Source organism: Shimia sp. NS0008-38b, assembly GCF_040370365.1.
Taxonomy (GTDB): Bacteria; Pseudomonadota; Alphaproteobacteria; order Rhodobacterales; family Rhodobacteraceae; genus Shimia.
The window spans coordinates 845,492-868,618 of the sequence record NZ_BAABWQ010000003.1 but is presented as its reverse complement, the minus strand read 5'-3'; the positions used below and the strand labels follow the sequence as shown (position 1 = coordinate 868,618).

At 57.4% G+C, this 23,127-nt stretch carries 18 protein-coding genes; 7 read left to right on the top strand and 11 right to left on the bottom strand.

The genetic code is table 11. The features are described 5' to 3' along the window. The first annotated feature begins 56 nt into the window (after window positions 1-56). The gene (locus ABWV47_RS16345; protein ID WP_353313715.1) at window positions 57-809 is read left to right on the top strand and encodes a hydroxypyruvate isomerase family protein; all 753 of its coding nucleotides are present in this window, start codon (window positions 57-59) and stop codon (window positions 807-809) included. Between the two features lie 79 nt (window positions 810-888). Here ABWV47_RS16345 and polA read toward each other — a convergent pair whose 3' ends face one another. Next, on the bottom strand, window positions 889-3,684 hold the full coding sequence (gene polA, locus ABWV47_RS16340; protein ID WP_353313713.1) for a DNA polymerase I: 2,796 nt from the start codon (window positions 3,682-3,684) through the stop codon (window positions 889-891). Here polA and ABWV47_RS16335 point away from each other — a divergent pair. The 3 genes from ABWV47_RS16335 to ABWV47_RS16325 are packed head-to-tail and all read left to right on the top strand — an operon-like array spanning window position 3,683 to window position 6,189. After that, window positions 3,683-3,952, top strand: a complete 270-nt coding sequence (locus ABWV47_RS16335; RefSeq protein ID WP_353313711.1) for a hypothetical protein — start codon at window positions 3,683-3,685, stop codon at window positions 3,950-3,952. The genes polA and ABWV47_RS16335 overlap by 2 nt on opposite strands. Before the next feature lie 25 nt (window positions 3,953-3,977). Further along, window positions 3,978-5,033 carry a saccharopine dehydrogenase gene (locus ABWV47_RS16330; protein ID WP_353313709.1) on the top strand — a complete coding sequence of 352 codons (1,056 nt, stop codon included), beginning with the start codon at window positions 3,978-3,980 and terminating at the stop codon, window positions 5,031-5,033. 13 nt (window positions 5,034-5,046) lie between these two features. Then, window positions 5,047-6,189: a saccharopine dehydrogenase family protein gene (locus ABWV47_RS16325; RefSeq protein ID WP_353313707.1), complete on the top strand. Its 1,143-nt coding sequence runs from the start codon at window positions 5,047-5,049 to the stop codon at window positions 6,187-6,189. 66 nt (window positions 6,190-6,255) lie between these two features. On the opposite strand, the gene ABWV47_RS16320 is transcribed toward ABWV47_RS16325, so the two are convergent. Further along, on the bottom strand, window positions 6,256-6,849 hold the full coding sequence (locus tag ABWV47_RS16320; protein WP_353313705.1) for an NAD(P)H-dependent oxidoreductase: 594 nt from the start codon (window positions 6,847-6,849) through the stop codon (window positions 6,256-6,258). 103 nt (window positions 6,850-6,952) lie between these two features. On the opposite strand from ABWV47_RS16320, the gene ABWV47_RS16315 reads away from it, so the two are divergent. After that, the gene (locus ABWV47_RS16315) at window positions 6,953-7,531 is read left to right on the top strand and encodes a TetR/AcrR family transcriptional regulator (protein ID WP_353313704.1); all 579 of its coding nucleotides are present in this window, start codon (window positions 6,953-6,955) and stop codon (window positions 7,529-7,531) included. 1 nt (window position 7,532) lies between these two features. Here ABWV47_RS16315 and ABWV47_RS16310 read toward each other — a convergent pair whose 3' ends face one another. The 4 genes from ABWV47_RS16310 to mutL form a co-directional block, all read right to left on the bottom strand. Further along, window positions 7,533-8,585, bottom strand: a complete 1,053-nt coding sequence (locus ABWV47_RS16310; protein ID WP_353313702.1) for a Hint domain-containing protein — start codon at window positions 8,583-8,585, stop codon at window positions 7,533-7,535. 265 nt (window positions 8,586-8,850) lie between these two features. Continuing rightward, complete coding sequence (locus ABWV47_RS16305; protein WP_353313700.1) at window positions 8,851-9,177, bottom strand: DUF3775 domain-containing protein; 327 nt, start codon at window positions 9,175-9,177, stop codon at window positions 8,851-8,853. A 251-nt stretch (window positions 9,178-9,428) separates the two neighbouring features. Next, window positions 9,429-10,748, bottom strand: coding sequence for a DNA recombination protein RmuC (locus tag ABWV47_RS16300; RefSeq protein ID WP_353313916.1), 1,320 nt, complete (start codon window positions 10,746-10,748; stop codon window positions 9,429-9,431). Then, the gene (gene mutL / locus ABWV47_RS16295) at window positions 10,748-12,640 is read right to left on the bottom strand and encodes a DNA mismatch repair endonuclease MutL (RefSeq protein WP_353313698.1); all 1,893 of its coding nucleotides are present in this window, start codon (window positions 12,638-12,640) and stop codon (window positions 10,748-10,750) included. Before mutL ends, ABWV47_RS16300 begins: the two co-directional genes overlap by 1 nt. 173 nt (window positions 12,641-12,813) lie before the next feature. Between mutL and ABWV47_RS16290 the strand changes: the two genes are divergently transcribed. After that, window positions 12,814-14,166 carry an aminotransferase class III-fold pyridoxal phosphate-dependent enzyme gene (locus ABWV47_RS16290; RefSeq protein WP_353313696.1) on the top strand — a complete coding sequence of 451 codons (1,353 nt, stop codon included), beginning with the start codon at window positions 12,814-12,816 and terminating at the stop codon, window positions 14,164-14,166. A gap of 49 nt (window positions 14,167-14,215) precedes the next feature. On the opposite strand, the gene ABWV47_RS16285 is transcribed toward ABWV47_RS16290, so the two are convergent. The 5 genes from ABWV47_RS16285 to ABWV47_RS16265 form a co-directional block, all read right to left on the bottom strand. Beyond that, a complete protein-coding gene (locus ABWV47_RS16285; RefSeq protein WP_353313694.1) occupies window positions 14,216-17,794 on the bottom strand; it encodes a hydantoinase B/oxoprolinase family protein in 3,579 nt (1,192 codons plus the stop codon). Window positions 17,795-18,020: 226 nt separating this feature from the next. Further along, window positions 18,021-18,947, bottom strand: a complete 927-nt coding sequence (locus tag ABWV47_RS16280; RefSeq protein WP_353313692.1) for a metal ABC transporter permease — start codon at window positions 18,945-18,947, stop codon at window positions 18,021-18,023. Then, window positions 18,944-20,149 carry a metal ABC transporter permease gene (locus ABWV47_RS16275; RefSeq protein WP_353313690.1) on the bottom strand — a complete coding sequence of 402 codons (1,206 nt, stop codon included), beginning with the start codon at window positions 20,147-20,149 and terminating at the stop codon, window positions 18,944-18,946. Before ABWV47_RS16275 ends, ABWV47_RS16280 begins: the two co-directional genes overlap by 4 nt. Before the next feature lie 3 nt (window positions 20,150-20,152). Continuing rightward, complete coding sequence (locus ABWV47_RS16270) at window positions 20,153-20,959, bottom strand: metal ABC transporter ATP-binding protein (RefSeq protein WP_353313688.1); 807 nt, start codon at window positions 20,957-20,959, stop codon at window positions 20,153-20,155. Window positions 20,960-20,969: 10 nt separating this feature from the next. After that, a complete protein-coding gene (locus ABWV47_RS16265) occupies window positions 20,970-21,896 on the bottom strand; it encodes a metal ABC transporter solute-binding protein, Zn/Mn family (protein WP_353313686.1) in 927 nt (308 codons plus the stop codon). Between the two features lie 227 nt (window positions 21,897-22,123). Here ABWV47_RS16265 and deoC point away from each other — a divergent pair, with 227 nt between their 5' ends. Next, window positions 22,124-23,116, top strand: a complete 993-nt coding sequence (gene deoC, locus ABWV47_RS16260; RefSeq protein ID WP_353313684.1) for a deoxyribose-phosphate aldolase — start codon at window positions 22,124-22,126, stop codon at window positions 23,114-23,116. The last annotated feature ends 11 nt before the right edge of the window (window positions 23,117-23,127 follow it).

Here is a 23,127-nt window from a genome sequence, read left to right as displayed (position 1 = left end):
TTTCAGACTGTAAGCCGCTCTGCAAAGCTGGAATAAACGGCGGTGAGGAGCCTCATATGCCGCGATTTTCCGCCAATTTGACGATGTTGTTTTCCGAGTTCCCAGAGCTTGACCGCTACGAAGCAGCGTCTGCAGCTGGTTTTTCTTCGGTCGAAGTGCTGTTTCCATATGAAACATCGGCACCTGAAACCCAACGCGCGCTTATCCGCAACGGGTTGTCTCTCGAGCTGATCAACTGTCCGCCGCCAAATTACACCGGGGGCGAGCGTGGGTTTGCCGCTGTGCCCGGTTTGTCAGATCGGTTTCAACGCGATTTTCGCCGCACCTTGCGCTACGCAGACCTGCTCAAGGCGCGCATTGTTCACATTATGGCGGGCGCTGCTTCCGGTCCGCAGGCACGGGACGTCTTTGTCGAGAACCTGAAATGGGCCTGCAAATTTGCCCCCAAAAAACAACTGACCATTGAGCCGATCAACGATGACGATATGCCGGGCTATTTCTTAAATGATTTTGATCTTGCCGCTGATATCCTGGACGAGGTGAATGCGCCCAATCTGGCCATGCAATTTGACACATACCACGCCTTCCGCATTGAGGGCGATGTGATGGCGTGCTGGGAGAAACACAAAGAACGCGTCCGCCACATTCAGATCGCCGGTTTGCCGGACCGGCATGAGCCGTTTTCCAGCGAACATCTCGATTACGCGGCGTTTTTCAAGATGTTGGATGAAACCGGATATGACGGTGTCGTCAGTGCGGAGTACAAACCGTCAAAACGCACTGAGCAGGGCTTGGGCTGGCTGACCTGATGCGCTGCCTGAAGTGTCGATAGACGGGCCGGGCAGCGCATAGGAGATTTGGACAATGGATGTAAGGTGTAGACGCGCCTTAATGCGCCTCTGCCCAGTTTGCGCCCTGTCCTGCATCCACGATCAGAGGAACATCCAGTTTGATCGCAGGCTCGGTGGCGGTTTGCATCACATCGCGCGCGACGCTGATGGTTTCCTCCACCGCACTGTCTTCCACCTCAAAGATCAGTTCATCGTGCACCTGAAGCAGCATTTTTGCGGGCAGATTTTCAATCGCTTTGGGCATACGCACCATGGCGCGACGGATGATGTCGGCGGCGGTGCCTTGGATCGGCGCATTTATCGCTGCGCGGTAGGCAAAACTTGCACGTGGGCCTTTTGCTCCGATTTCCGGTGTGTGGATTTTGCGTCCAAACAGAGTTTGCACATAGCCGTGTTCTTTGGCGAACTCTTTGGTGGTGTCCATATAGGTGCGGATGCCCGGAAAGCGCTCAAAGTAGCGGTTGATGAAATCCTGCGCCTCGCCGCGCGGAATGCGCAAATTACGCGCCAAACCAAAGCCAGAAATGCCGTAGATAACGCCAAAATTGATCGCTTTGGCGCGGCTTCGAATGTCGCTTGTCATCTCGTCCATCGGCACACCGAACACTTCTGAGGCGGTCATGGCGTGAATGTCATGGCCATCACGAAATGCCGCCTTCAGCGCGTCGATCTCAGCGATGTGCGCCAAGATACGCAACTCCACTTGTGAGTAATCCAGAGAGATCAGCGTTTTGCCTTCTTCCGCGACAAAAGCTTCGCGAATGCGCCGGCCTTCTTCGCTGCGCACGGGAATGTTCTGTAGGTTTGGGTCGGTGGACGCCAGACGTCCGGTGTTGGCCCCGGTTTGAACATATGAGGTATGAACCCGGCCTGTGTCGGCATTGATGTGGGTTTGCAACGCATCGGTGTAGGTCGACTTCAACTTGCTCAATTGCCGCCAATCCAGAACCAGACCCGGCAAGGCATGTTCGGTGGCCAAGTCTTCCAGAACATCGACGCCGGTGGCATAGGCGCCTGTCTTGCCTTTCTTGCCGCCGGGCAGCGCCATTTCGTCAAACAGGATTTCGCCCAACTGTTTGGGGCTGCCGACGTTGAAACTGCGGCCTGCCAGCGCGTGGATTTCGGCCTCAAGCGCGGCCATTTTTTGGGCAAACGCGTTGGACATGCGGCTGAGTGTGTCGCGATCCACTTTGACGCCATGGCGTTCCATTTGTGCCAAAACCGGCACCAAAGGGCGCTCCAGCGTTTCATAGACGCTGGTGACTTGTTTGCGATGCAGTTTGGGCTTGAACAGCTTCCACAGGCGCAGCGTGACGTCTGCGTCTTCCGCCGCATATTTCACCGCGTCTTCAAGTGGAACTTTGTCAAAGGTGATCGCGCTTTTGCCAGTGCCCAAAAGCGTTTTGATCGAGATCGGCTGGTGGCTAAGATAGCGTTCAGACAGCGCGTCCATACCGTGGTTGTGCTCTCCGGCGTGCAACGCATAGGACAGCAGCATCGTGTCATCAATCGGTGCCACGGCGATATTGTAGTTGGCCAAGACCTTGCAGTCATATTTGGCGTTTTGGAAGATTTTCAGGATGGACGGGTCTTCCAGCATGGGTTTGAGCGCGTCGAGCACCTCATTGAGCGGCATCTGGCCTTCTTGTGGCTCGTCCCCGCCAAACAGATCGTCGCTTGCACCTTTTTTGTGGCCCACAGGGATATAGCACGCTTCGCCCACCTCCACGCTGAGACAGATGCCCGCAAGTTCCGCCACCATCTCGTTGAGCGAATTGGTTTCGGTGTCCACCGCCACATAGCCACGCTTCATGATGGCTGCGATCCAGCGATCCAGCGCTGCGCGGTCGCGTACCCATTCGTATTTCTCCGCATCAAACGGCACATCGTCTTCGGCAGGGGCTGCATCTTCAGACACCGTAGGCTCTGCAATGGTTGGCGCGTCAACACCCAGCTTATCTGCCGCACGTTTGATCTGCGTGCGGAATTCCATTTCTGCGAGGAACCCCAGCAAAGCTTCGGGCTCCGGGTCACGCACTTCCAGCTCATCGATTGTGAACCCGAGCTCCATCTCGCAATCTAGCTGAACCAGCTTTTTGGACAGTTCTATCTGCTCGCGCTTTTCGATCAGCGTTTGGCGGCGCTTGGGCTGTTTGATTTCCTCGGCCCGATCCAGAAGACTTTCCAGATCGCCAAATTCATTGATCAACAGAGCCGCGGTTTTGATCCCGATCCCGGGCGCGCCGGGCACGTTGTCCACACTGTCACCCGCCAGAGCCTGTACATCCACCACACGTTCAGGGCCGACACCAAATTTTTCCTGTACCCCCTCGCGATCAATGCGTTTGTTTTTCATCGCGTCAAACATCACAACGCCATCACCCACAAGCTGCATCAGGTCTTTGTCAGAGCTGATGATTGTGCACTCACCACCAGCCTCGCGGGCCTGACAGGCCAACGTGGCGATAATGTCATCAGCCTCAAAGCCCTCTATTTCTTTGCAGGCGATGTTGAACGCCCGGGTGGCGTCACGGGTTAACGGAAACTGTGGGACAAGGTCTTCCGGCGCAGGGGGGCGGTTGGCTTTGTACTGGTCATACATCTCGTTGCGAAACGATTTGCCGGAATAGTCAAAAATCACAGCCACATGGGTGGGTGCATCCGGGCCGGAGTTGTCCTCAATATACCGTTGCAGCATGTTGCAAAAACCCGCCACAGCGCCAACCGGCAAGCCGTCAGATTTGCGGGTGAGGGGAGGCAGTGCGTGATAGGCTCTGAAGATAAAGGCCGACCCGTCTATCAGATGCAGATGACATCCTTTGCCAAAGCTCATGGCGCGCTCCCGTTTTGTTCTGTTCTGTTGGTCCCGTTGTGCCATGCCGCTGGCGGCTGTGCCAGCCGAAAACCTGCGCAAAATGGAGGGCACAGTTGCCCTTTTCGGGTGCGATGCTGCCCCTGTGGTCTTTAAGAAGCCGTCAGAAGCGGGCGCCAAACAGGCTCAGCGCCAGCTGAGCCATGCCCAACGGGCGGCGCTTGTCTTTGACAAGCAGCCAACGGGCGGGAGCAGCCTCTTGCCAAGGGGGCGTTGGGCTGCTCTATGACTGTTCACAAATTAAGAGGATCAAGATGACACATCTTTGGGTTCGGGCTGAACAGCGGCCCAATGAAGAACGGGTTGGTTTGACACCAGAAGGCGCCAAGGCCCTGTTGGACAAAGGCATCCGTGTCACCGTGGAAGAGAGTTCTGTCCGGGCAATTGCGATAGAGGGATACCGGGCTGCAGGCTGTGAGATCGCGCCTGAGAACAGTTGGCCGGAGGCCCCACGGGATGCGATCATTTTTGGCCTAAAAGAGCTGCCAGAAGATGGCACGCCCCTGCCGCACCGCCACATCATGTTTGGCCATGCTTTCAAAGGTCAGCATTCAGGTGTTGCGCTTCTGAAGCGCTTTAAGGCCGGCGGCGGCACGCTCTATGATCTGGAGTATCTGGTGGACGCAACCGGCCGCCGCGTGGCGGCATTTGGCTATTGGGCTGGCTATGCTGGTGCGGCCGTGACGCTCAAAGCTTGGGTGGCACAACAGCGTGGTGAAATCTGTGGTCCGGTGGGCGTTTATGCAGGCAAAGAGGCGTTGCTCGCTGAACTTGGTGCGGAGCTTGACGCTTTGTCTGCGGACCGCCCCAGCGCCATTGTGATCGGGGCATTGGGCCGGGTTGGCGCCGGCGCTGCAGATCTGCTTGAGGCCATGCAGTGTGATGTCACCAAATGGGATATGGCTGAAACCGCCTCGGGGGGGCCATTTCCTCAAATCTTGGATCACAATCTGTTTCTAAACTGCATCTTTGCCCGCCCGGGCACTCCGGTGTTTGTGCCCTCCGACGCGCTGGGCGCCGACCGCAGCCTCACGGCCATTGGCGATGTGGCGTGCGACCCGGACAGTGATTACAATCCCGTACCGGTGTATGACCGTGCCACCACATGGGAGGCCCCGGCGCTGCGCGTTGCAAACACCCCGGTTCTGGATGTCATGGCCATTGACAACCTGCCGTCAATGTTGCCGGTCGAAAGCTCCGAGGATTACGCCGCGCAACTGCTTGAGACTTTGATGACGCTTGGAGACCTGAGCGACGGCGTCTGGACTCGAGCTGAAGCAGATTTCATCACCCATTCCAAAGATCTCTGAGGGGAGACGAGACATGACAATTCACTGGTGTGGCACAGGCCTCTCCGCAATTCCCGGCCTGCGTCGCCTGCTGGAAACTGGCCGCGAGGTCACTGTTTGGAATCGAACCACCGCAAAGGCAGAAGAGGCTGTGGGCGATTTGACCCAAGACATTCGCGCGTTTGATATCCAAGCGCTTGGTGCGGGTCTCGCCAAAGGTGACGTGGTTGTCTCGATGTTGCCCGGCGATTGGCATGTGCCACTGGCGGAGCTCTGCATCGCCAAAGGCGCAGATTTTGTCAGCTCGTCCTACATTGCGCCAGAGATGAAGGCACTGGATGCGCAAGCCAAAGCCGCTGGTGTGGCCTGCGTCAATGAAGTGGGTCTTGATCCTGGCATCGACCATTTGATGGCGCACGCACTTGTCGCGGATTACCGCGCCTCTGATGCTTATGATGTTGGCAATCGGCTCAGCTTCATCAGCTACTGCGGTGGCGTACCCAAGAACGCCAATCCGTTTCGCTACAAATTCAGCTGGTCACCGCTTGGTGTGTTAAAGGCGCTGCGCTCCCCGTCACGCTCAATCCGCGATGGCAAGCCGCTTGATGTGAATCGGCCGTGGGATGCGATCAGCAGCTTTGAAGCGCCACTGACGGAGCCGGAGACCTTCGAAGTCTATCCAAATCGGGACAGCCTCCCATTCATGGAAGACTACAAGTTTGAGCCCGACTGGAATGTCGACACCTTTGTCCGCGGCACGCTGCGCCTAAACGGGTGGGCCGAGGCTTGGTCGCCGGTATTTCGCGAAATCGAAACGCTGGCCGGTCCAGAAGGCGACGCGCGTCTGAAAGAGATGTCTGACCAATTCTGGAACGAAAATGCCTATGACGAAGGGGAACCGGATCGTGTGGTTCTGTGTGTTGGGCTGAAGGCCGAAAAAGACGGCGCAGAAGTCTATCACAAAACCTATGTCATGGACGCTTGGGGCGATGCGCGCGGCACCGCGATGGCGCGCTTGGTGTCAATTCCGGTCTCGCTGGCCATTGAGGCTGTGCTGGATGGAAAAATTGCCCCCGGCGTACAGGCCGCCCCGTCTGAGCCTGCGCTCTTGTCTGAATGGCTAGACCACATCAGCACGCTGGCGCAGCACATGCAAATCGTCGATCATTGCGCCTGATCTGCGCCGAAAATTTATAGTAAGAATGGGCCTGAAAGAACATTTTCAGGCCCATTTTTGTACCGATCACGCGGCCTGTGCCCCAATTTTGGCCGCCTTCTTGATCCACTTGTCCACGGCCCCCACTTTGGGATGACTGGCACCGGCAAATTTGGACACTTTCACGGGTTTGATGCCCACGAATTCCAAGATTTGCTGTTGAATTTGCACCACCAATGCGTTGCGGTAGAACATCCGAAAGAACCAGCCGGGTGTGTCAGACAACAAAAGAACGCGCCCGGTGCGTCCGGTCAACAACGGCGCCGGAAAGCCCAATTTTGTGGTGTTGCGGGTGTCAAATGTGCGACCCGGTAGAAAAGACCGGTCAAACACACCTTTGAGTTTTGCGGGCAATCCTCCCCACCACATTGGCGTGGCGACCACAAAATGCTCAGCCCACTCAATGTCACTCAAAAGCTGTTCGAGATCCGGTTCCAGTGGTTTCACGTTCACATATCCGCCCACACCGTAATCCGGATCAAATTGCAAATCATGCAGGTTTGTCACCCGCACATCGTGACCGCTTTTGCGTGCAGCCTGTGCATAAGCGTTAGCGACACTGCCGGTCAAAGACTCTGCAGCAGGGTGTCCGTTGAGGACGAAAATTCGTTTCTGTGTCATTGCGATTCTCCAAATACTGACCATGGTCAATTTAAATGGATGTAAAAATGACCGCGGTCAATAATAAATTTGACCACGGTCACAAAATGTGCCAGAAGACCCCATGGCACGCGCAATTCAACAACGTACGCTCAAAACCCGCGCCAAGCTTTTGGACGCGGCACAAGCGGTGATTTCAGAAAATGGCTACGACGCTTTGCGCGTCGAAGAAGTGGTGCTGCGCGCAGGCGTGGCCAAAGGCACGTTCTTTTCGCATTTCAAAGACAAAGACGCGTTGATGGATCAGCTGATCGGCAAAGAAATTGATCAGCTTCTGGATCAAATAGAGACACGCTCTACGCCGGAAACCATCGCCGAGATGGTGGACGCGCTGATGCCGATGATGGATTTTATGACCTGTGAACGCTACGTGTTCGACGTGATTTTGCGCCATTCGGGAGCGGCCGCAAACTCAGACATCGGTCCAATTGCAATGACCTTCGAGCGCCACGCCGAAGTGGTGTCCAAGTGGCTTGCCGATAAACCTTTCCGCACAGACATTTCGCCTGATTTACAAGCTGAGGGTGTTCAAGCCTTTGAGATCCAAGCAATTTCGCTGGTGTTTTGTGCTCTGCACAATGCGATTTCGCCACGTGAACGGCTCGAAACCTACCTGACGGCGTGGCTGATGCCGGGGCGATAAGTCAGGCAGCCATCTGCACCAAATCGCGAAATACCGGTCGACCAGACATCATTTTGCGCCACGTTTGTGCCTCATGGGCTTTGAGCGTCGGCATTACGGTGCGCGAGAACTTCTTTATGACCCAAGGCTTCTCAGCCAGCAGTGTTTCCAGCTCAGTCCGTGCGACCTCATCCAGTGTCTCCAAGGCCTGATCTCCAAGAAACAAGCTCTCTGCTGGCGTTCCGTTGGCAACAAGCACTTGATGGCGGTCACACATCAGATGCACGTACCGAACCCCCTCCCGCCACTCAGGTCCCGGAATACCCGGCACGGGCGCCAAATGTTTGGCATGGGCAAAAGCAGCCGGCGCGGCGGCCAGAACCTCAACCTGCCATCCTTGGAGGCCTATGCGGTGCTGTTGCGACACCCAAAGATCTTGTGACGGGACATCGGCTGCGAGGCTGTCTGCTGCGATACGGACCGGGCGCAGCTCTGTCCGCTGTAAAAGCTGTGCATAGCTATAGTGGCTCTCGGTGGCCCAAAGCAGTTTAGCCACCCGCCCATTCTCAAGGGTCACCTGATCACCTGCGCGTAGGGTCTGTACAGGGCGCGGACCATCAGGCGTGTCGATCAGCGTGCCAGCGACAAAACACACTGGCAGCGCGATATCGTCAGGGCTCCTGTCATAGTCATCCAGCTTGAATTTCTTGTCGCCAAATTCGTTCATATCGTCTTCTGAGGCGTCCGCCTCTGGCAGAAACATGAAACGGGTTTCGTCTCCGGGCTCGGGGTAGTCAATGATGGTGATCATCGCCACCTGCGCGTCATCGAACTCATCCGGTACGTTTTTTCCGTCGTCCAACTCGCCCGTCATCTCAAAGACAAAATCATAGGTCTGCCCGTCGATCATAGCTTTGGTGTCGGGATCTGGTTCGTTGCCATTGTCTTCCAGCACCAAATCACCGTCGGGCCCGTCTTTGACAAAGGTGATTTCCACCGCGTCATCTTTGGTCAGGTCGACGTATTTGTCGTTCCCATGTTTTTGATCTTCGCGCGCCCAGAACGAGACAGACATTTTCATAGCTCCAAATGACAACCCAATTGAACAGACCCCCAAAGGGACCCGGCATTGCGGTGCAACTGTGTTTTGAAAGGGCGGTCTTGCGGCCTATCGGATATGACGTGCAGCTGTCTCAATCGACAGATGATTGCCCTTCTTAGGCGCAGATAGGGACACATAATTGAATCGTAAAGACCCGCACCAAAGCTTGGCACGGATCCCAAAAGGCTTGGCAGATTTTCACAAGTTTCAGCGCACAAGCGGCTGCAAAACGCAGCTCTTAGCCGCGCCGCATAAGGTCGTCTTCTTCTTCCGTCAGCGAGAGGCCAAGTGCCTCCATGCCGTTCTCCAAGTGATCTGAGACATGTGGAGAGCCAAGCAGGTAATCAGCAGTGGGGACGGTGTTCTCGGTTTTGGCGGTCATAATCGCCTCTGCCAGATCCTCGCTTGTAAAACTGTCACGGCCGATCCACATCACCGCAACCAAACTGGCCTGCTCGTCCTCGTTGAGCCGGTCAATAAAAGCACGCAGTTCCCCCTCCGCCCGGTCCAGTTCTCGCGACATCAGCACAACCTGCGCCACTTTCCATGCAGAAATTTCAAGCATAACACGCCTCCCTTTTGTACATCACTGTGCGTGCCAGAGTGCCTTGAGTCTTTGACATGGCGCAAACAGTTTTCCGTACACACCCAGCGGACAAGCGCTCCCGCCCTTTTGACATGCGGCACGCCGCACACCAAAACCTTGGGTGTGGCTGGGGCGTTGCCCCAGACCCCAAAAGGGGCGTGGGCCTCAGAGGCATGCCCATCCAAAGCTGTCTTAATGAACAAGCATCGGAGGGAGGGAGCAGTGCTGCGCTAGACGTCTGGCTTGGTAAGCGGCACCACTTTGTCGTCGTCAGATTGGGCCAGCTCTTCGAAATCAAAGTTGTCGAGCCGACGTGCCCGGCGGCCGGCTTTGTCCGCACTCACTTTGATCTCGCTGATGTCTTTTGCGGCCTGACCAAAATGGCGATCAAGGTTTTCAACCCGCGTCCCCAAGCGCTCCACATCGGAGTAGAGCAATCCCAACTCCTTGCGGATCGCCCCCGCCTGTTCGCGCATCCGGGCATCTTTCAGGATGGCGCGCATGGTGTTGAGGGTCGCCATACATGTGGTGGGCGACACAATCCAAACCCGCGCCGCAAACCCTTCGCGCACAAGCTCCGGAAAGTTGGCGTGCAACTCAGCATAAACCGCTTCAGACGGCAAAAACATCAACGCGCCATCTGCTGTTTCCCCCTCAAGGATGTATTTCTCAGAAATATCCTTGATGTGTTTCTTCACTGAGGTCCGCAACATCCGCGCCGCCTCATTCAACTGGGGCTGCGTTTCCGCATTGCGAAGCATTTCGTAGGCTTCCAGCGGGAATTTGCTGTCGATCACAATGGGCCCAGGCGGGTTTGGCAGATAGATCAAACAGTCGGCGCGTTTGCCGTTAGACAGCGTATGCTGCAACGCATAGCTGTCACTGGGCAGCGCTTTGGAGACAATGTCGTTGAGCTGGATTTCACCAAAGGCCCCGCGGGTCTGTTTGTTGCTCAGAATGTCCTGAAGGCTCAACACATCACCAGACAGTCGCGTGATGTTTTCCTGTGCTTTGTCGATGGTGGCCAGACGCTCTTGCAACTGTGTCAAAGACGTTGCCGTCTGCTTGGCATTGCCGGTCAGCGAGGTGTTCAGCTTTTCCTGCATTTCATTCAGCGCGCTGCCGGTGCGCAGCTGCATATTGGCCAAGCTTTCCTGCATCTGAAGCTGCTGCGTGGCGAGTGTATCGGCCATTTTTTGTTGCATCGACGCCAGGTTCTCGCCTGTCCCGCGCTGCACTTTGGCGAGGTTTTCATGCATATTCACCTGCACTTCCCCCAACCGCTGCTCCATCAGCGTGGCAACTTGGCCCTGCGTTTGCGCCTGCGCACGCAGGCCGCCATCCAGCTGCGCCTGACCCGTCGCCAATTGATCCACGCGCTGCGCCATCTGGTTCATATGCTGCGCGATAAAGGCCTCGGTCCGGGCTGCACGGTTTTGCGCCGCATTGCGCAACAAGAGAAACAGCAGCAAAACCGCGATCCCAATACCTGCAAACAGATAGAGTGCTGCGGTTTCCATATTGGCAATCGCCAGATCCATACCGTCCATCATGTCCGTCCAAACAGCCGTTCGATATCGGCCAATTTCAATTCCACATAGGTCGGGCGCCCGTGGTTGCACTGCCCCGAATGTGGCGTTGCTTCCATTTCGCGCAACAGCGCGTTCATTTCTTCGCCGCGCATGCGCCGGCCTGAGCGGATCGAGCCGTGGCACGCCACCCGGCTCAGGATCGCCTCAAGCTTGGCCTGCACCAGCATGCTTTCGCCCTGATCATCGAGCTCATCGAGAATGTCGAGCACCATCGCGCGCGCGTTGACCTCACCAAGCAAAGCGGGCGTTTCGCGCACAGCGATCGCCCCGCCGCCAAAAGCCTCCAACGTCAGCCCCAACTGCGACAGCTCTTCCGCCACCGTCATAATGCGCGCGCAGTCGCCCTCTGACAGTTCCACAATCTCTGGGATCAAAAGCGCCTGCGCCGCCACACCGTTCTCCGCCATCTGGCGCTTGAGTTTTTCATAGACCAGCCGCTCATGCGCGGCATGCTGATCCACAATCACCATGCCTGTCTGCGTTTGCGCCACAATGTAGTTCTCATGTACCTGCGCGCGCGCAGCCCCAAGCGGCAAGCCTTCAGCAGGCGCATCACCTTGAGACATTTCCGTCTCACCTGTGTCCACACGGGCCGAATACGCCTCGGAAAGATCGGCAAATCCCGGTGTCATGGGAGCCTGCGCCTGATAGGCTGCGGTTCGCGCGCCCAAGCTGGGCCTGTCCATTTGGTAGACCCGCGCCGGGCTGTTGTTGTCGTGAGTGGGGGGGGCGCCAAGCGCGCCCAGAGGCTCCGGCTTGAATGCGTCTAAGGTTGCACCGGCCACCGTTGTGGACGCCCGGTGTCCGGCCTCCGCCAGAGCATGGCGCAAGCTGGAAACGATCAAGCCACGCGCCATACCCGGATCGCGGAACCGCACTTCGCTTTTGGCGGGGTGCACATTCACATCCACAAGATGAGGATCACAATCGATAAAAAGCGCGGCGGCCGGATGACGATCCCGGCTGAGATAGTCGAAATACGCCCCGCGCAGCGCACCGACCAGCAATTTGTCTTTCACCGGACGTCCGTTCACAAACAGATATTGCGCCACGGATGAGCCACGGGAATAGGTGGGCAAGGCCGCATAGCCAATCAGCCGCAACCCCTCGCGTTCGGCATCAATCTTCAATGCGTTCTCGGCGAACTCGCGACCCAGAATGCGCGCCAGCCTGCCATGTAACGCATCAAACAGATCGCCGCTTTCCGCTTCTGCGCGAAAAGTGATGCGCCCTTCGCCGCCCCCGGTCACATCGCGCAGCGTAAAACCAATGAACGGCTCCGCCATGGCCAGACGCTTGACCACATCGGTGATCGCCTGCGACTCTGCGCGGTCTGAGCGCATGAATTTCAAACGCGCGGGTGTGGCGTAAAACAGATCGCGCAGCTCCACAATCGTGCCACCCGAAAGCGCGGCGGGCTTCACAGCGCTCACCGCGCCGCCGTCCACCGAAATCTTGGCCGCTGGAGCGCGGCCAACCCGACTGGTGATGCTCAAACGTCCAACCGCGCCAAGCGAGGGCAACGCCTCGCCGCGAAACCCAAAGGTGTGGATATCAAGCAAGTCACTGCCGTCGATTTTGGATGTGGCATGGCGTGACAGCGCCAATGGCAGCTGCGCTTCAGTGATGCCACAGCCATCATCCGTGATCCGAACAAGCGTCTTGCCACCATCGGCGTAGGCGATCTCAATACGCGTGCTGCCTGCATCAATGGCGTTTTCCACCAGCTCTTTCACGGCAGAGGCAGGTCGCTCGACAACTTCACCCGCCGCAATCCGGTTGATCGCAGCATCGTCAAGTTGGCGAATGACGGGCACGTCTTGGCTTATGTTGGGGTTATCCACAGGCATAGTGCCAAATCTAGCATGTTCTCGTTTGATTCTGCCACCAGCTTTCCGGCCGGGTGGGTCGTATTTTGACAATGCTCTGTCGCTCTGGCTCTGGACAGCCGAACGCCGTCGTTGCATGATTTGATCAAATTTTTAACGCGTAGGAGTCTCCCTGCGCACAAGGGAGCATTCCGATGAAAGACGACAACTTCCTGAAAGAAAACAATGCCCGCCATTTATGGCATCCGATGGGCGCGCCGGGTGATATGCAAACCACCGCACCCAAGATCATCAAAGGGGCTGAAGGTGTGACCATCACCGATATCGACGGCCACAATACGGTCGATGCGGTGGGGGGACTCTGGTGTGTGAACCTTGGCTATTCCAACAACGTGGTCAAAGACGCCATCGCCAAACAACTCTACGATTTGCCCTATTATTCTGCCTTTGCAGGCACGTCAAACCCGCCCGCAATCGAGGCCTCATACGCTGTGCGCGAGTTCTTCGCTGAGGACGGTATGACTCGGGTGTTCTTTACCTCGGGCGGCAGCGACTCTGTGGAAACCGCGCTGCGCCTCTCCCGGCAATATCACCGACTGCGCGGCGAACCGACGCGCACGAAATATCTGAGTCTTAAGAAAGGCTACCACGGCACCCATTTTGGCGGCGCATCGGTCAACGGCAACAATCGCTTTCGCATTGCTTATGAGCCGCTCCTGCCTGGCTGCTTTCACTTGCCAAGCCCCTACACCTACCGCAATCCTTTCAACGAAACGGATCCGGTCCAGCTTGCGCAAAACATCGCTGCGGCCTTTGAGGACGAAATCGAATTTCAGGGGGCAAATACCATCGCCGCCTTCATCATGGAGCCCATTCAGGGCGCAGGGGGCGTGATTGTGCCGGATGCGTCTTTCATGGGCCTGATGCGCGATATCTGTGACCGTCACGGCATCCTTATGATCGCCGACGAGGTCATCACCGGCTTTGGCCGCACTGGTTCTTGGTCTGGCGCACGGCATTGGGGCGTCAAACCTGACATGATGACGGTCGCCAAGGGCATCACCTCTGGCTACTTTCCGGTGGGAGCTTGCTTGCTGAATGACAAGGTTGCTGATGTGTTTGAAAATGACACCTCCGGAGAGGCGGGCATTTTCCACGGATACACCTATTCCGCCCATCCGGTTGGGGCGGCTGCGGTTGTGGCGACCTTGGCTGAAACGCTGCGTTTGGACACAAAAACCAACGCAGCCGCGCGTGGCACACAGCTGTTTGATGGTGTGAAAAAACTCGCAGAGAAACACGATATCATTGGCGATGTGCGTGGCGGGCAAGGTTTGATGACCGGTATTGAATTGGTGTCGGACAAATCTGCCAAAACGCCCATGGATATGGCCACGATGAAGACCATCCACGAGGCCACCTATCAGGCTGGCGCGATGGTGCGTCTGGGCGCACACAACATTCTGATGTCTCCGCCGCTGACCATTTCTGAGGCTGAAATCAACACTCTGCTTGCGGCCTTAGATGCAGGGTTTTCTGCCGCTTAAAACCGACACTGCGGCTCGGGCAACCTGACCGAGCCGCAGCACAGGTGCTTTATGGCGCGCCCCAGCCGCCGCCGCCGGGTGTGCCCATGGCAAACACCGCGCCCGCTGGCAGGTCGATCTCATCAAAGCCTTTTAAAGCGACGCGTGTGCCATCAGGCAACTCAGCCCAGTTTTCTCCCACCGATCCGGGGGCGCCGCCGTCCACACCAAACGGCGGAACTTCGCGGTGCGAGCAAAGCGTTGTGACCGTTACCGGCGCAAGAAAACGCAGTTTCCGCAGCGACCCGTTGCCACCAGACCACTGCCCAGCCCCACCAGAATTTTTGCGCACGCCAAATTCCTCCAACCGCACCGGGAAACGTTTCTCCAGAATTTCAGGATCGGTGCTGCGGGTGTTGGTCATGTGGGTTTGCACCGCATCACAGCCGTCAAACCCGGGCCCCGCCCCAGTGCCACCGGCAATGGTTTCATAGTTCTGAAACGTCTCGTTGCCCCAGATAAAATTGTTCATCGTCGCCTGTGAACAGGCCATTACACCCAGCGCCCCGTAAAGCGCGTTACACGTGGCCTGACTGACCTCGGTGTTGCCCGCGATCACCGCAGCTGGATAGACCGGGTTGAGCATGGAGCCGTCCGGCACCACAATCCGCAAAGGTTTCAAACAGCCCTCGTTGAGCGGTATCTCTGCCCCCACCATGGTGCGGAACACGTACAAAACCACCGCGCGGCACACCGACATCGGGGCATTGTAATTGCCCGGATGCTGCGCGCTTGTGCCTGTGAAGTCGATCACCGCCTCGCGTGCCGCATGATCCACAGTGACCTGCACCTCGATCTTCGCACCATGGTCCATCGGATAACTGAACGACCCATCCTTGAGCCGGTCAATCACCCGCCGCACGCTTTCCTCAGCGTTGTCTTGCACGTGCCCCATATAGGCTTGCACCACACCCAGACCGTAGTGATCGACAACCTTCAGAAGCTCACGCCGACCGGTTTCATTGGCGGCAACCTGCGCCTTCAAATCGGCCATGTTCTGATCCGGATTGCGCGCCGGATACAGGCCACTTGCGAGCACGTCCCGCGCCACCCGCTCCTGCAAATCGCCACGTGACACCAAGCGCACATTGTCGATCAGCACCCCTTCGTGGTCGATGTGTGTGCTGTCCGGTGGCCCCGATCCCGGCGTGCGCCCGCCGATGTCGGCATGATGCCCGCGTGAGCCCAGCCAGAACACAACCTCGCCACCATGAAACACGGGTGTCACCACGGTCACATCCGGCAAATGGGTGCCGCCATTGTACGGCGAGTTCAGCATAAAGGCGTCGCCTTCATGAATGTCCCCCGCGTTCTCCCGCATCACCGTGCGGATGCTCTCCGCCATCGAGCCCAAATGCACCGGCACATGTGGTGCGTTGGCCACCAAATCCCCTTTGGTGTCAAAAATCGCACAGCTGAAATCCAGCCGTTCTTTGATGTTCACAGACCAAGAGGTGTTCGCCAACGTGGCGCCCATTTGATCCGCCACAGACATGAACAGGTTGTTGAATACCTCCAGCAACACCGGATCCACCGAGGTGCCGGCTGCCCGTTCGCGCGCCATATCCTCAACGCGCTCTAGGATCAGGTTGCCCAAATCATCAAGCCGTGCCGCCCAACCCGGCTCAACCACATTGGTGCCTGTTTTCTCCGAAATCACCGCAGGCCCGGAAACCACCGCCGCCGCATCCAACATATCGCGGTCATACAGTGGCACCTCGCGTCGGGCGCCACCGACGTGCACGGCGATCTGGTCTTTGGGCACATTGCTGTTCCCCACGGCCACACCCCCCGGCGCCTCGCCGGTTTCGCCAATCGCCTCCGCACTCAGCATATCAAACAGCAGACCACGCTCGGGAGAAATGAACCCAAACCGCTGTTTGTGCACCTCTTCAAAGGCCGCCTGCATGCTGTCGACACTGCCAAACGGCACCTCAAGCGGCTGGTGGCTGCCCTCATAGCGCAAATGCGCCCGTGCCTCGGTTGTCACCTGCTGCACGCCCTGCGCCACAACTTCGGCGCGTGCGTCCGCCGTGATCGCTTCCAAAGCCGTCTGCGCCGCAGCGACATCTGCCAACGGCGCATCAAGCTGTACTTCGCGCATGGCGCGGATTTCGGCCAATCCCATGCCATAGGCACTCAACACCCCGGCATGGGGATGAATGAACACTTTGGTCATACCCAGCGCATCCGCCACCAAACAGGCATGTTGCCCACCTGCACCGCCGAAACATTGCAGCGCATAGCCGGTCACATCATGGCCGCGCTGCACCGAAATTTTCTTGATCGCATTGGCCATATTGTCGACCGCAATCCGCAAAAACCCTTCGGCCATTTCCTCGGGGCTGCGTGTGGGGTCTCCGGTCTCTGCGGCAACCTGTGCGGCCATTTCGGCGAATTTGGACCGCACCACATCCACATCCAGCGGCAGATCACCGTTGAGCCCAAACACATGTGGAAAATGATCCGGGTTCAACTTGCCCAACATCACGTTGCAGTCTGTCACCGTCAAAGGCCCGCCGCGCCGGTAACAGGCCGGTCCCGGATCTGCGCCCGCACTTTCGGGTCCAACCTGAAACCGCCCATCACGGAAGGTACAGATCGAGCCGCCCCCCGCCGCAACCGTGTGAATGTCCATCATCGGCGCGCGCATCCGCACACCCGCCACCTCGGTTTCAAAACTGCGCTCGTAATCGCCCGCATAGTGGCTCACATCGGTTGATGTGCCCCCCATGTCAAAGCCGATCAGGTGGTCATAACCTGCGGCCTCGCCGGTTTTCACCATGCCCACAATACCGCCCGCCGGGCCCGACAAAATTGCGTCACGCCCATGAAACAGGCGCGCATCGGTCAAGCCGCCGTTGGATTGCATAAACAGCAACCGCTCACAGGCGCGGCCCACGTCAATTGCGCCTGCAACCTGATCTACATAGAGACGCAGAATGGGCGACAGGTAGGCATCCACCACCGTGGTGTCGCCGCGGTCAACCAGCTTGGCCAAACGGCTGACCTCCGCGCTCACAGAAATCTGCGTAAATCCGATATTGCGCGCCATCTCTGCGGCACGCTCTTCATGTATGGGGTTCAAATACCCATGCAGGCCTGCAATCGCGATAGCGCGGATGCCGGCATCATAGGTCGCCTGCATCTGGGCCATAAGGGCGTCTTCATCCAGCGGGCGCACCACGCCGCCCTCGGCGTCCAGACGTTCATCCATTTCGATGACATCTTCATACAACAGATCTGGCCGTTTGATATCCAGGTCAAACAGCTTGGGGCGGGTTTGGTAGCCAATCAACAACAGGTCACGGAAGCCTTTGGTGATAACAAGCGCAACCCGCTCACCTTTGCGCTCTAGCAACGCGTTGGTGGCCACGGTTGTGCCCATCTTCACCGCGCGGATGGAAGCCGGTTCGAACGCCCCCTGCACATCCATCAAATCGCGGATGCCTTGCACGGCGGCATCCTTGTAACGTTCCGGGTTTTCGGACAGCAATTTATGCGTGACCACGCCGCCATCTGGCCGACGGGCCACGATGTCAGTGAATGTCCCGCCTCGGTCGACCCAGAATTCCCACGCGCCGCTCATGCCGATCCCTTTCGTTGGTCTGCGAGACAGGTTTTGGCGGGATTGGGGGGGATGTCAACGTGCCACCTGTTGCGCCTATCGCGCTCAGAGCGGGCGTTGCGGAAATTTGCGTGGTTGGCAAGAATGGCACCGACGCGATACCGACGTAAAACAGCGCGCATACAGAACTGCCAAATCCGCCCCGCTGCCAAAGGTTAACCATGGCGATGTTGTTGCAAGGTTGGGCTCAGGTCGCAGGCGCGCCGCTGCGATGGCGGTGTGGGGCACAAACCGCAGCTATGGCAAGTATGGCCCCGGAAACTGTGGCAATCATGCCCGCGGCACTCACGGCATGGTCAAACCCCAACCACAGCGGCCCGTATCCTGCGAAGACATATCCAAGAAGGGCGGAAAGTGCTGCAAAAACAACGCTCCAGACCACTTGGTGTTCCAATCGATTGGTCATCAATCGAGCCGCGGCAGGGGGGCAGATGAACATGGCAATCACAATGATGGAGCCCACGGCGTCAAAAGCCGCAACCGCCGCAAGCGCGGCCACCATCACCAGCGCCACGCCGAGCCGATTGGTGGCGACCCCCATCGCTTGGGCGAAACTCTCATCAAACGTGGAGATCATCAGCGGTCGCCAGAACAGCCACAGGAACCCAATGACACCCATCAGGGCCACCGCCACTCGCCCCAGTTCCGGGGGCAATCCAGCCAAGGCTATGGGGTCAAACAAGCTTTGCCAACCCATGGCATCCAGCCAAATCAGGCTCTCCAAGTTGCCGTAAAGCGCGTGTTCCACATCCAAATGAACAGAGGAGGTATCACTCTGTTCTAAAAGCAAAACACCGGCTGCAAACAACGTGGTGAAGGTCAGGCCCATCGCAGCCCCAGGCTCAATATTACCCAGCCGCCGGATCGCTTCGATCATGGCCACCGCAATCAGCGCCGCACCGGCAGCGCCCAGCATCATGGGGGCCGCAGCAACCGCACCTGTGATCAGAAACGCCACGACAATGCCGGGCAAAACCACATGTGAAATTGCATCCCCAATCAGGGCCTGTTTGCGCAGCACTAAGAAGTTTCCGGGCAGGGCACAGGCAATAGCGGCGAGCACGCCGATTAGAATCGGTGTTAGGGACAGTGGGACAAATTCTGCACCGTTCATGGCGTTACCTCTTTGGGGCCGCCAATGCGTTGATCTATTTCGTTAATTTGGTCGGCGGTCAGCACTGTTTCGATGTCTCGCAGACCGTCATAGAGCGCGGCGGCACTTTCAAAAGCTTGATCGGCTCGCACCAGTTCCCACCGTTTTTCATCGCGCAAAGCTTTGGCCGCTCGGGCCCGTCCAGCGTCGGTTGGCACACCATCTGGCAAGGCTAATTTTGCCTGCTTTAACAAGCGCATGGTATAGGCTTCGTAAATTGGCTGGCTTTGTGCCAAAGCCAATAATCCTTGGCGCATATGCACCCGGCGTTGAAATCTACGATGGCGCAAATAGGCGGCCAGAACCCCTCGGTTGGGCGCCAGCATCAGGGACAGCGCGAACAGCGCAAAGCTGACGAGCACAATGATCGGACCTGTCGGCATCGCGGGCGCAACGGCAGACATCGACGCACCAATCCATGCGGCAAGCCCCCCACAAAGTCCTGAAATCAAAGCCATTTGATCCGTACGATCGGTCCAAAACCGCGCTGTGACTGGGGGGATGATCAGCATGGCGACAATCAGGATCAAGCCGACAATCTTAAGGCCGATCACGGTGACGGCCATCGCCAAGGCCATAATGGCGAGGTCCATACGGGCCACGTTAATTCCGCGCGTGGCCGCGTATTCGGGATCAAACGCGAGAAGGGTCATTGGGCGGCGCAGGATCAATACAGCCAGCAAGGTTAGCGTCCCACCCGCAGCAATCACCAACGCGTCATTGAACAGCATGCCAGCCGTTGCCCCCAGCAGAAAACTCTCCAATCCCGCTGCGCGGCCTGCGCCCATGGTTTGGATGATCGTCAAGAGCACTATGCCAAAGCCAAAAAAGACAGATAAAACAGCGCCAATCGCCGCGTCTTCTGACAGGCGTGTCAACCGCGTGAGCCAGCTCACACATAGCAACCCGATCCAAGAAGACACCGCCGCGCCCAAGAGCAAGCCGGGCAGGGCCCGGCCATCCCCGCCAAGCGCAACCATCACGATGAAGGCAATGCCAACTCCGGGCAGTGTCGCGTGGCTGATGGCATCGCTCACCAGCGCGCGTTTGCGCAGATACAGAAAAGTCCCCGTCACGCCCGCCGAGATCCCCAGCAGCGTGGCGCCAACTGTAACCAACGAGGCATTGTAGCCAAGCTGTAACGTCAGGGCGTCCCAAAACATGGCTTAGCTCGCAGCCAATTCCAGCTGATCAATCTGACCAGTCGCCAGTCGGCCGCCATAGGTTTTGTTGAGGTTTTCCGGCGTGAAGGCTTCACTGACGGAGCCCTCCGCAATCTTGCGGGTGTTGATCAAGAACACACGGTCAAAATAACTCCGTACCGTGGTCAAATCATGGTGCACAGCGACCACGGTTTTTCCCTCTGATCTCAGGGACTTCAGAACATCAATGATGGCCTTCTCGGTCGCTGCATCGACTCCGGCAAAAGGTTCATCCAGCAGATATAAATCCGCCTCCTGAGCGAGGGCACGGGCGAGGAAAACCCGCTGCTGCTGACCGCCTGAGAGCTGCCCAATTTGCCGATCCGCAAAGTCGGTCATGCCCACACGCTCCAAGCAAGCGCGGGCTTTATCCAAATGCTTGCCGCGAATACGGCGCAATAGACCAAGTTCGCGGTACAGGCCCATCAGAACGACATCAATGACACGGGTTGGGAAATCCCAATCAACGCTGGCCCGCTGAGGAACATAGGCAATGCGGTGACGCGCGGCTTCCAAGGGTTGTCCAAAGACGGTCGCCTGTCCGGCCAGCGGCTGAACGATACCAAGCGCGGCTTTCAACAGCGTCGATTTTCCGGCGCCGTTAGGACCGATGATCGCTGTCATCGCCCCTTCGGCAACGGTCATATCGACCGAGAACACCACCGGCTTTTGACCGTATGATACCGTCATGCCGCGAACCGCCAACGGGCTTTGCGCTAGAACCTGTGCCATCGGGGCTACGCCCATATTTGCTGCCAGTTCCACCTTCATGGGTTCGTCCTCACGATCCTGCCGACAAGCGGCCGTTCATGCCGCGCTCGGGTACATTTCCACCCAAGGCGTCGGTGATTACGGTGATGTTGTGATCAATCATTCCAACATAAGTGCCTTCATAGGTGCCGTCCGGACCCATCGCATCGGAGAAGAGTTCGCCTCCTATGCTGACCTCGTGCCCTTTGGCTGCCGCGCCTTCGACCAACGCCCGCACGGTGCGGTCAGATACGGAGCTTTCGACAAAGACAGCTTTGATATTTCGGTCGATGAGCGTGTCTACCAGCGTACTGATCCGATTGAGACCTGCCTCAGACTCAGTCGAAATGCCCTGCACACCCAAGACAGAGAAGCCGTATGCCTTTCCAAAGTACCCAAAGGCATCATGCGCTGTCAGCAGAATGCGCGCTTCTTCGGGCACGGATGTCAGAGAGGTCTTTGCATAGGCGCTCAGCTCTCGCAACTCCGCCAGCATGACCGCCGCGTTGGCCTCAAATTTTTCTTGGTTTTCAGGCTGTTTCTCGATCAATGCATCTCGAATGCGTTCTGTTACCAACACCCAAATGTTTGGGTCCATCCACACATGGGGGTCAAACTTGTCGGCATATTCATCGTGGGCGGAGAGCATATCGCGTGGCAGCGTATCGGTCACGGCAACAACGGTGCCGCGCTTCTCCAACTTGTGCATGAAGTCTTGCATTTGCGCTTCAAGATACAGCCCGTGCCACAGCACGAGATCTGCATTGGTGAGCGCCACGATATCTGTCCGCGTTTGGCGATAGGCGTGTGGATCCACGCCCGCACCCATCAACCCCTGCACCTCAATGGCCTCGCCACCAATGCGCTGGGCTGTGTCAGCGATCATGCCGGTGGTCGCAACAACCTTCATCGCATCATCCGCAAATGCAGGCGTAGCGATACTCAGTATCGCGGTCATGGTTGTAGCAAGAATGGTCCGACGTGAGATTCGCATAACGCCCCCTGTTAACTTGTTTCTACATGATTATGAGAACCATTCGCAAGAGAGTCAATGCAATTGAGAATTATTCTCATGTTTTTGTTGACCATATGATCAAAAAAATGGCGATTGCCGCAATGCGAGCCTTGCCAAAGGCTGTGTGGTTGGGGCATTTTGATCCCTGTTTTCCGCAACAGGATGGATCAATGCATACGCCCACAACGACCGCCGAAGGGCATCAGTTGCCCACCGCGCTGGAGCCGCGCAATCCCGGAATGGCACTGGACCTTGATTGGGTCAGCAGCGCGCAGGCCAATACATCCGCCATCGAGCGCCGGGCCAAAACGTTGCCGGGGCGTCGGTCTGTTAAAAAGGACCACCAAGCTGCTTGGTTGTGCAAAGCGCTCTCTTTGATCGATCTCACAACGTTGTCCGGAGATGACAGCGAAGGCCGGGTTGAACGTCTTTGTGCAAAGGCCAAGCAGCCTGTGCGGGCCGACATCCTTGAGGCGCTTGGTATGCAAGGTCTGACAACGGGCGCTGTGTGTGTGTATCACGACATGATCGAAACCGCTGTGTCGGCGCTTAAAGGCACAGGTATCCCGGTCGCCGCTGTGTCCACCGGGTTCCCCGCTGGACTATCACCCTACCACCTGCGGATCGCCGAAATTGGCGAAAGCGTGAAGGCGGGCGCTGAGGAAATCGACATCGTCATCACCCGGCGCCATGTGCTTCAAGGCAATTGGCAGGCGCTCTATGATGAAATGAAAGAAATGCGCGAAGCCTGTGGTGATGCGCATGTCAAAGCCATTTTGGCCACCGGCGAACTTGGCACATTGCGCAATGTCGCACGCGCCTCTTTGGTGTGCATGATGGCGGGTGCTGACTTCATCAAGACCTCCACCGGAAAGGAAAGTGTGAACGCCACTCTGCCGGTGTCTCTGGTGATGATCCGCGCCATTCGGGACTACCATGACCGCACGGGGTATCGCGTGGGCTACAAACCTGCGGGCGGCATCTCCAAAGCCAAGGACTCTCTGGTCTATCTTTCGTTGATCAAAGACGAGCTTGGTGATCGGTGGCTGCAACCCGATCTGTTCCGCTTTGGCGCTTCGTCGCTTTTGGGCGACATCGAACGTCAGCTCGAGCATCATGTCACCGGCCAGTACTCGGCCAGCTACCGCCACGCGATGGCTTAAGGGACCGAATA

What these genes read in the sequence shown, in the direction of transcription:
- ABWV47_RS16265 (WP_353313686.1), bottom strand. Translation starts at nt 21,896, where the DNA reads ATGACCGCGATACTGAGTATCGCTACGCCTGCATTTGCGGATGATGCG.
- polA (WP_353313713.1), bottom strand. Translation starts at nt 3,684, where the DNA reads ATGAGCTTTGGCAAAGGATGTCATCTGCATCTGATAGACGGGTCGGCC.
- ABWV47_RS16285 (WP_353313694.1), bottom strand. Translation starts at nt 17,794, where the DNA reads ATGAGCGGCGCGTGGGAATTCTGGGTCGACCGAGGCGGGACATTCACT.
- mutL (WP_353313698.1), bottom strand. Translation starts at nt 12,640, where the DNA reads ATGCCTGTGGATAACCCCAACATAAGCCAAGACGTGCCCGTCATTCGC.
- ABWV47_RS16305 (WP_353313700.1), bottom strand. Translation starts at nt 9,177, where the DNA reads ATGCTTGAAATTTCTGCATGGAAAGTGGCGCAGGTTGTGCTGATGTCG.
- deoC (WP_353313684.1), top strand. Translation starts at nt 22,124, where the DNA reads ATGCATACGCCCACAACGACCGCCGAAGGGCATCAGTTGCCCACCGCG.
- ABWV47_RS16270 (WP_353313688.1), bottom strand. Translation starts at nt 20,959, where the DNA reads ATGAAGGTGGAACTGGCAGCAAATATGGGCGTAGCCCCGATGGCACAG.
- ABWV47_RS16330 (WP_353313709.1), top strand. Translation starts at nt 3,978, where the DNA reads ATGACACATCTTTGGGTTCGGGCTGAACAGCGGCCCAATGAAGAACGG.
- ABWV47_RS16275 (WP_353313690.1), bottom strand. Translation starts at nt 20,149, where the DNA reads ATGTTTTGGGACGCCCTGACGTTACAGCTTGGCTACAATGCCTCGTTG.
- ABWV47_RS16280 (WP_353313692.1), bottom strand. Translation starts at nt 18,947, where the DNA reads ATGAACGGTGCAGAATTTGTCCCACTGTCCCTAACACCGATTCTAATC.
- ABWV47_RS16345 (WP_353313715.1), top strand. Translation starts at nt 57, where the DNA reads ATGCCGCGATTTTCCGCCAATTTGACGATGTTGTTTTCCGAGTTCCCA.
- ABWV47_RS16300 (WP_353313916.1), bottom strand. Translation starts at nt 10,748, where the DNA reads ATGGACGGTATGGATCTGGCGATTGCCAATATGGAAACCGCAGCACTC.
- ABWV47_RS16335 (WP_353313711.1), top strand. Translation starts at nt 3,683, where the DNA reads ATGGCGCGCTCCCGTTTTGTTCTGTTCTGTTGGTCCCGTTGTGCCATG.
- ABWV47_RS16315 (WP_353313704.1), top strand. Translation starts at nt 6,953, where the DNA reads ATGGCACGCGCAATTCAACAACGTACGCTCAAAACCCGCGCCAAGCTT.
- ABWV47_RS16325 (WP_353313707.1), top strand. Translation starts at nt 5,047, where the DNA reads ATGACAATTCACTGGTGTGGCACAGGCCTCTCCGCAATTCCCGGCCTG.
- ABWV47_RS16290 (WP_353313696.1), top strand. Translation starts at nt 12,814, where the DNA reads ATGAAAGACGACAACTTCCTGAAAGAAAACAATGCCCGCCATTTATGG.
- ABWV47_RS16310 (WP_353313702.1), bottom strand. Translation starts at nt 8,585, where the DNA reads ATGTCTGTCTCGTTCTGGGCGCGCGAAGATCAAAAACATGGGAACGAC.
- ABWV47_RS16320 (WP_353313705.1), bottom strand. Translation starts at nt 6,849, where the DNA reads ATGACACAGAAACGAATTTTCGTCCTCAACGGACACCCTGCTGCAGAG.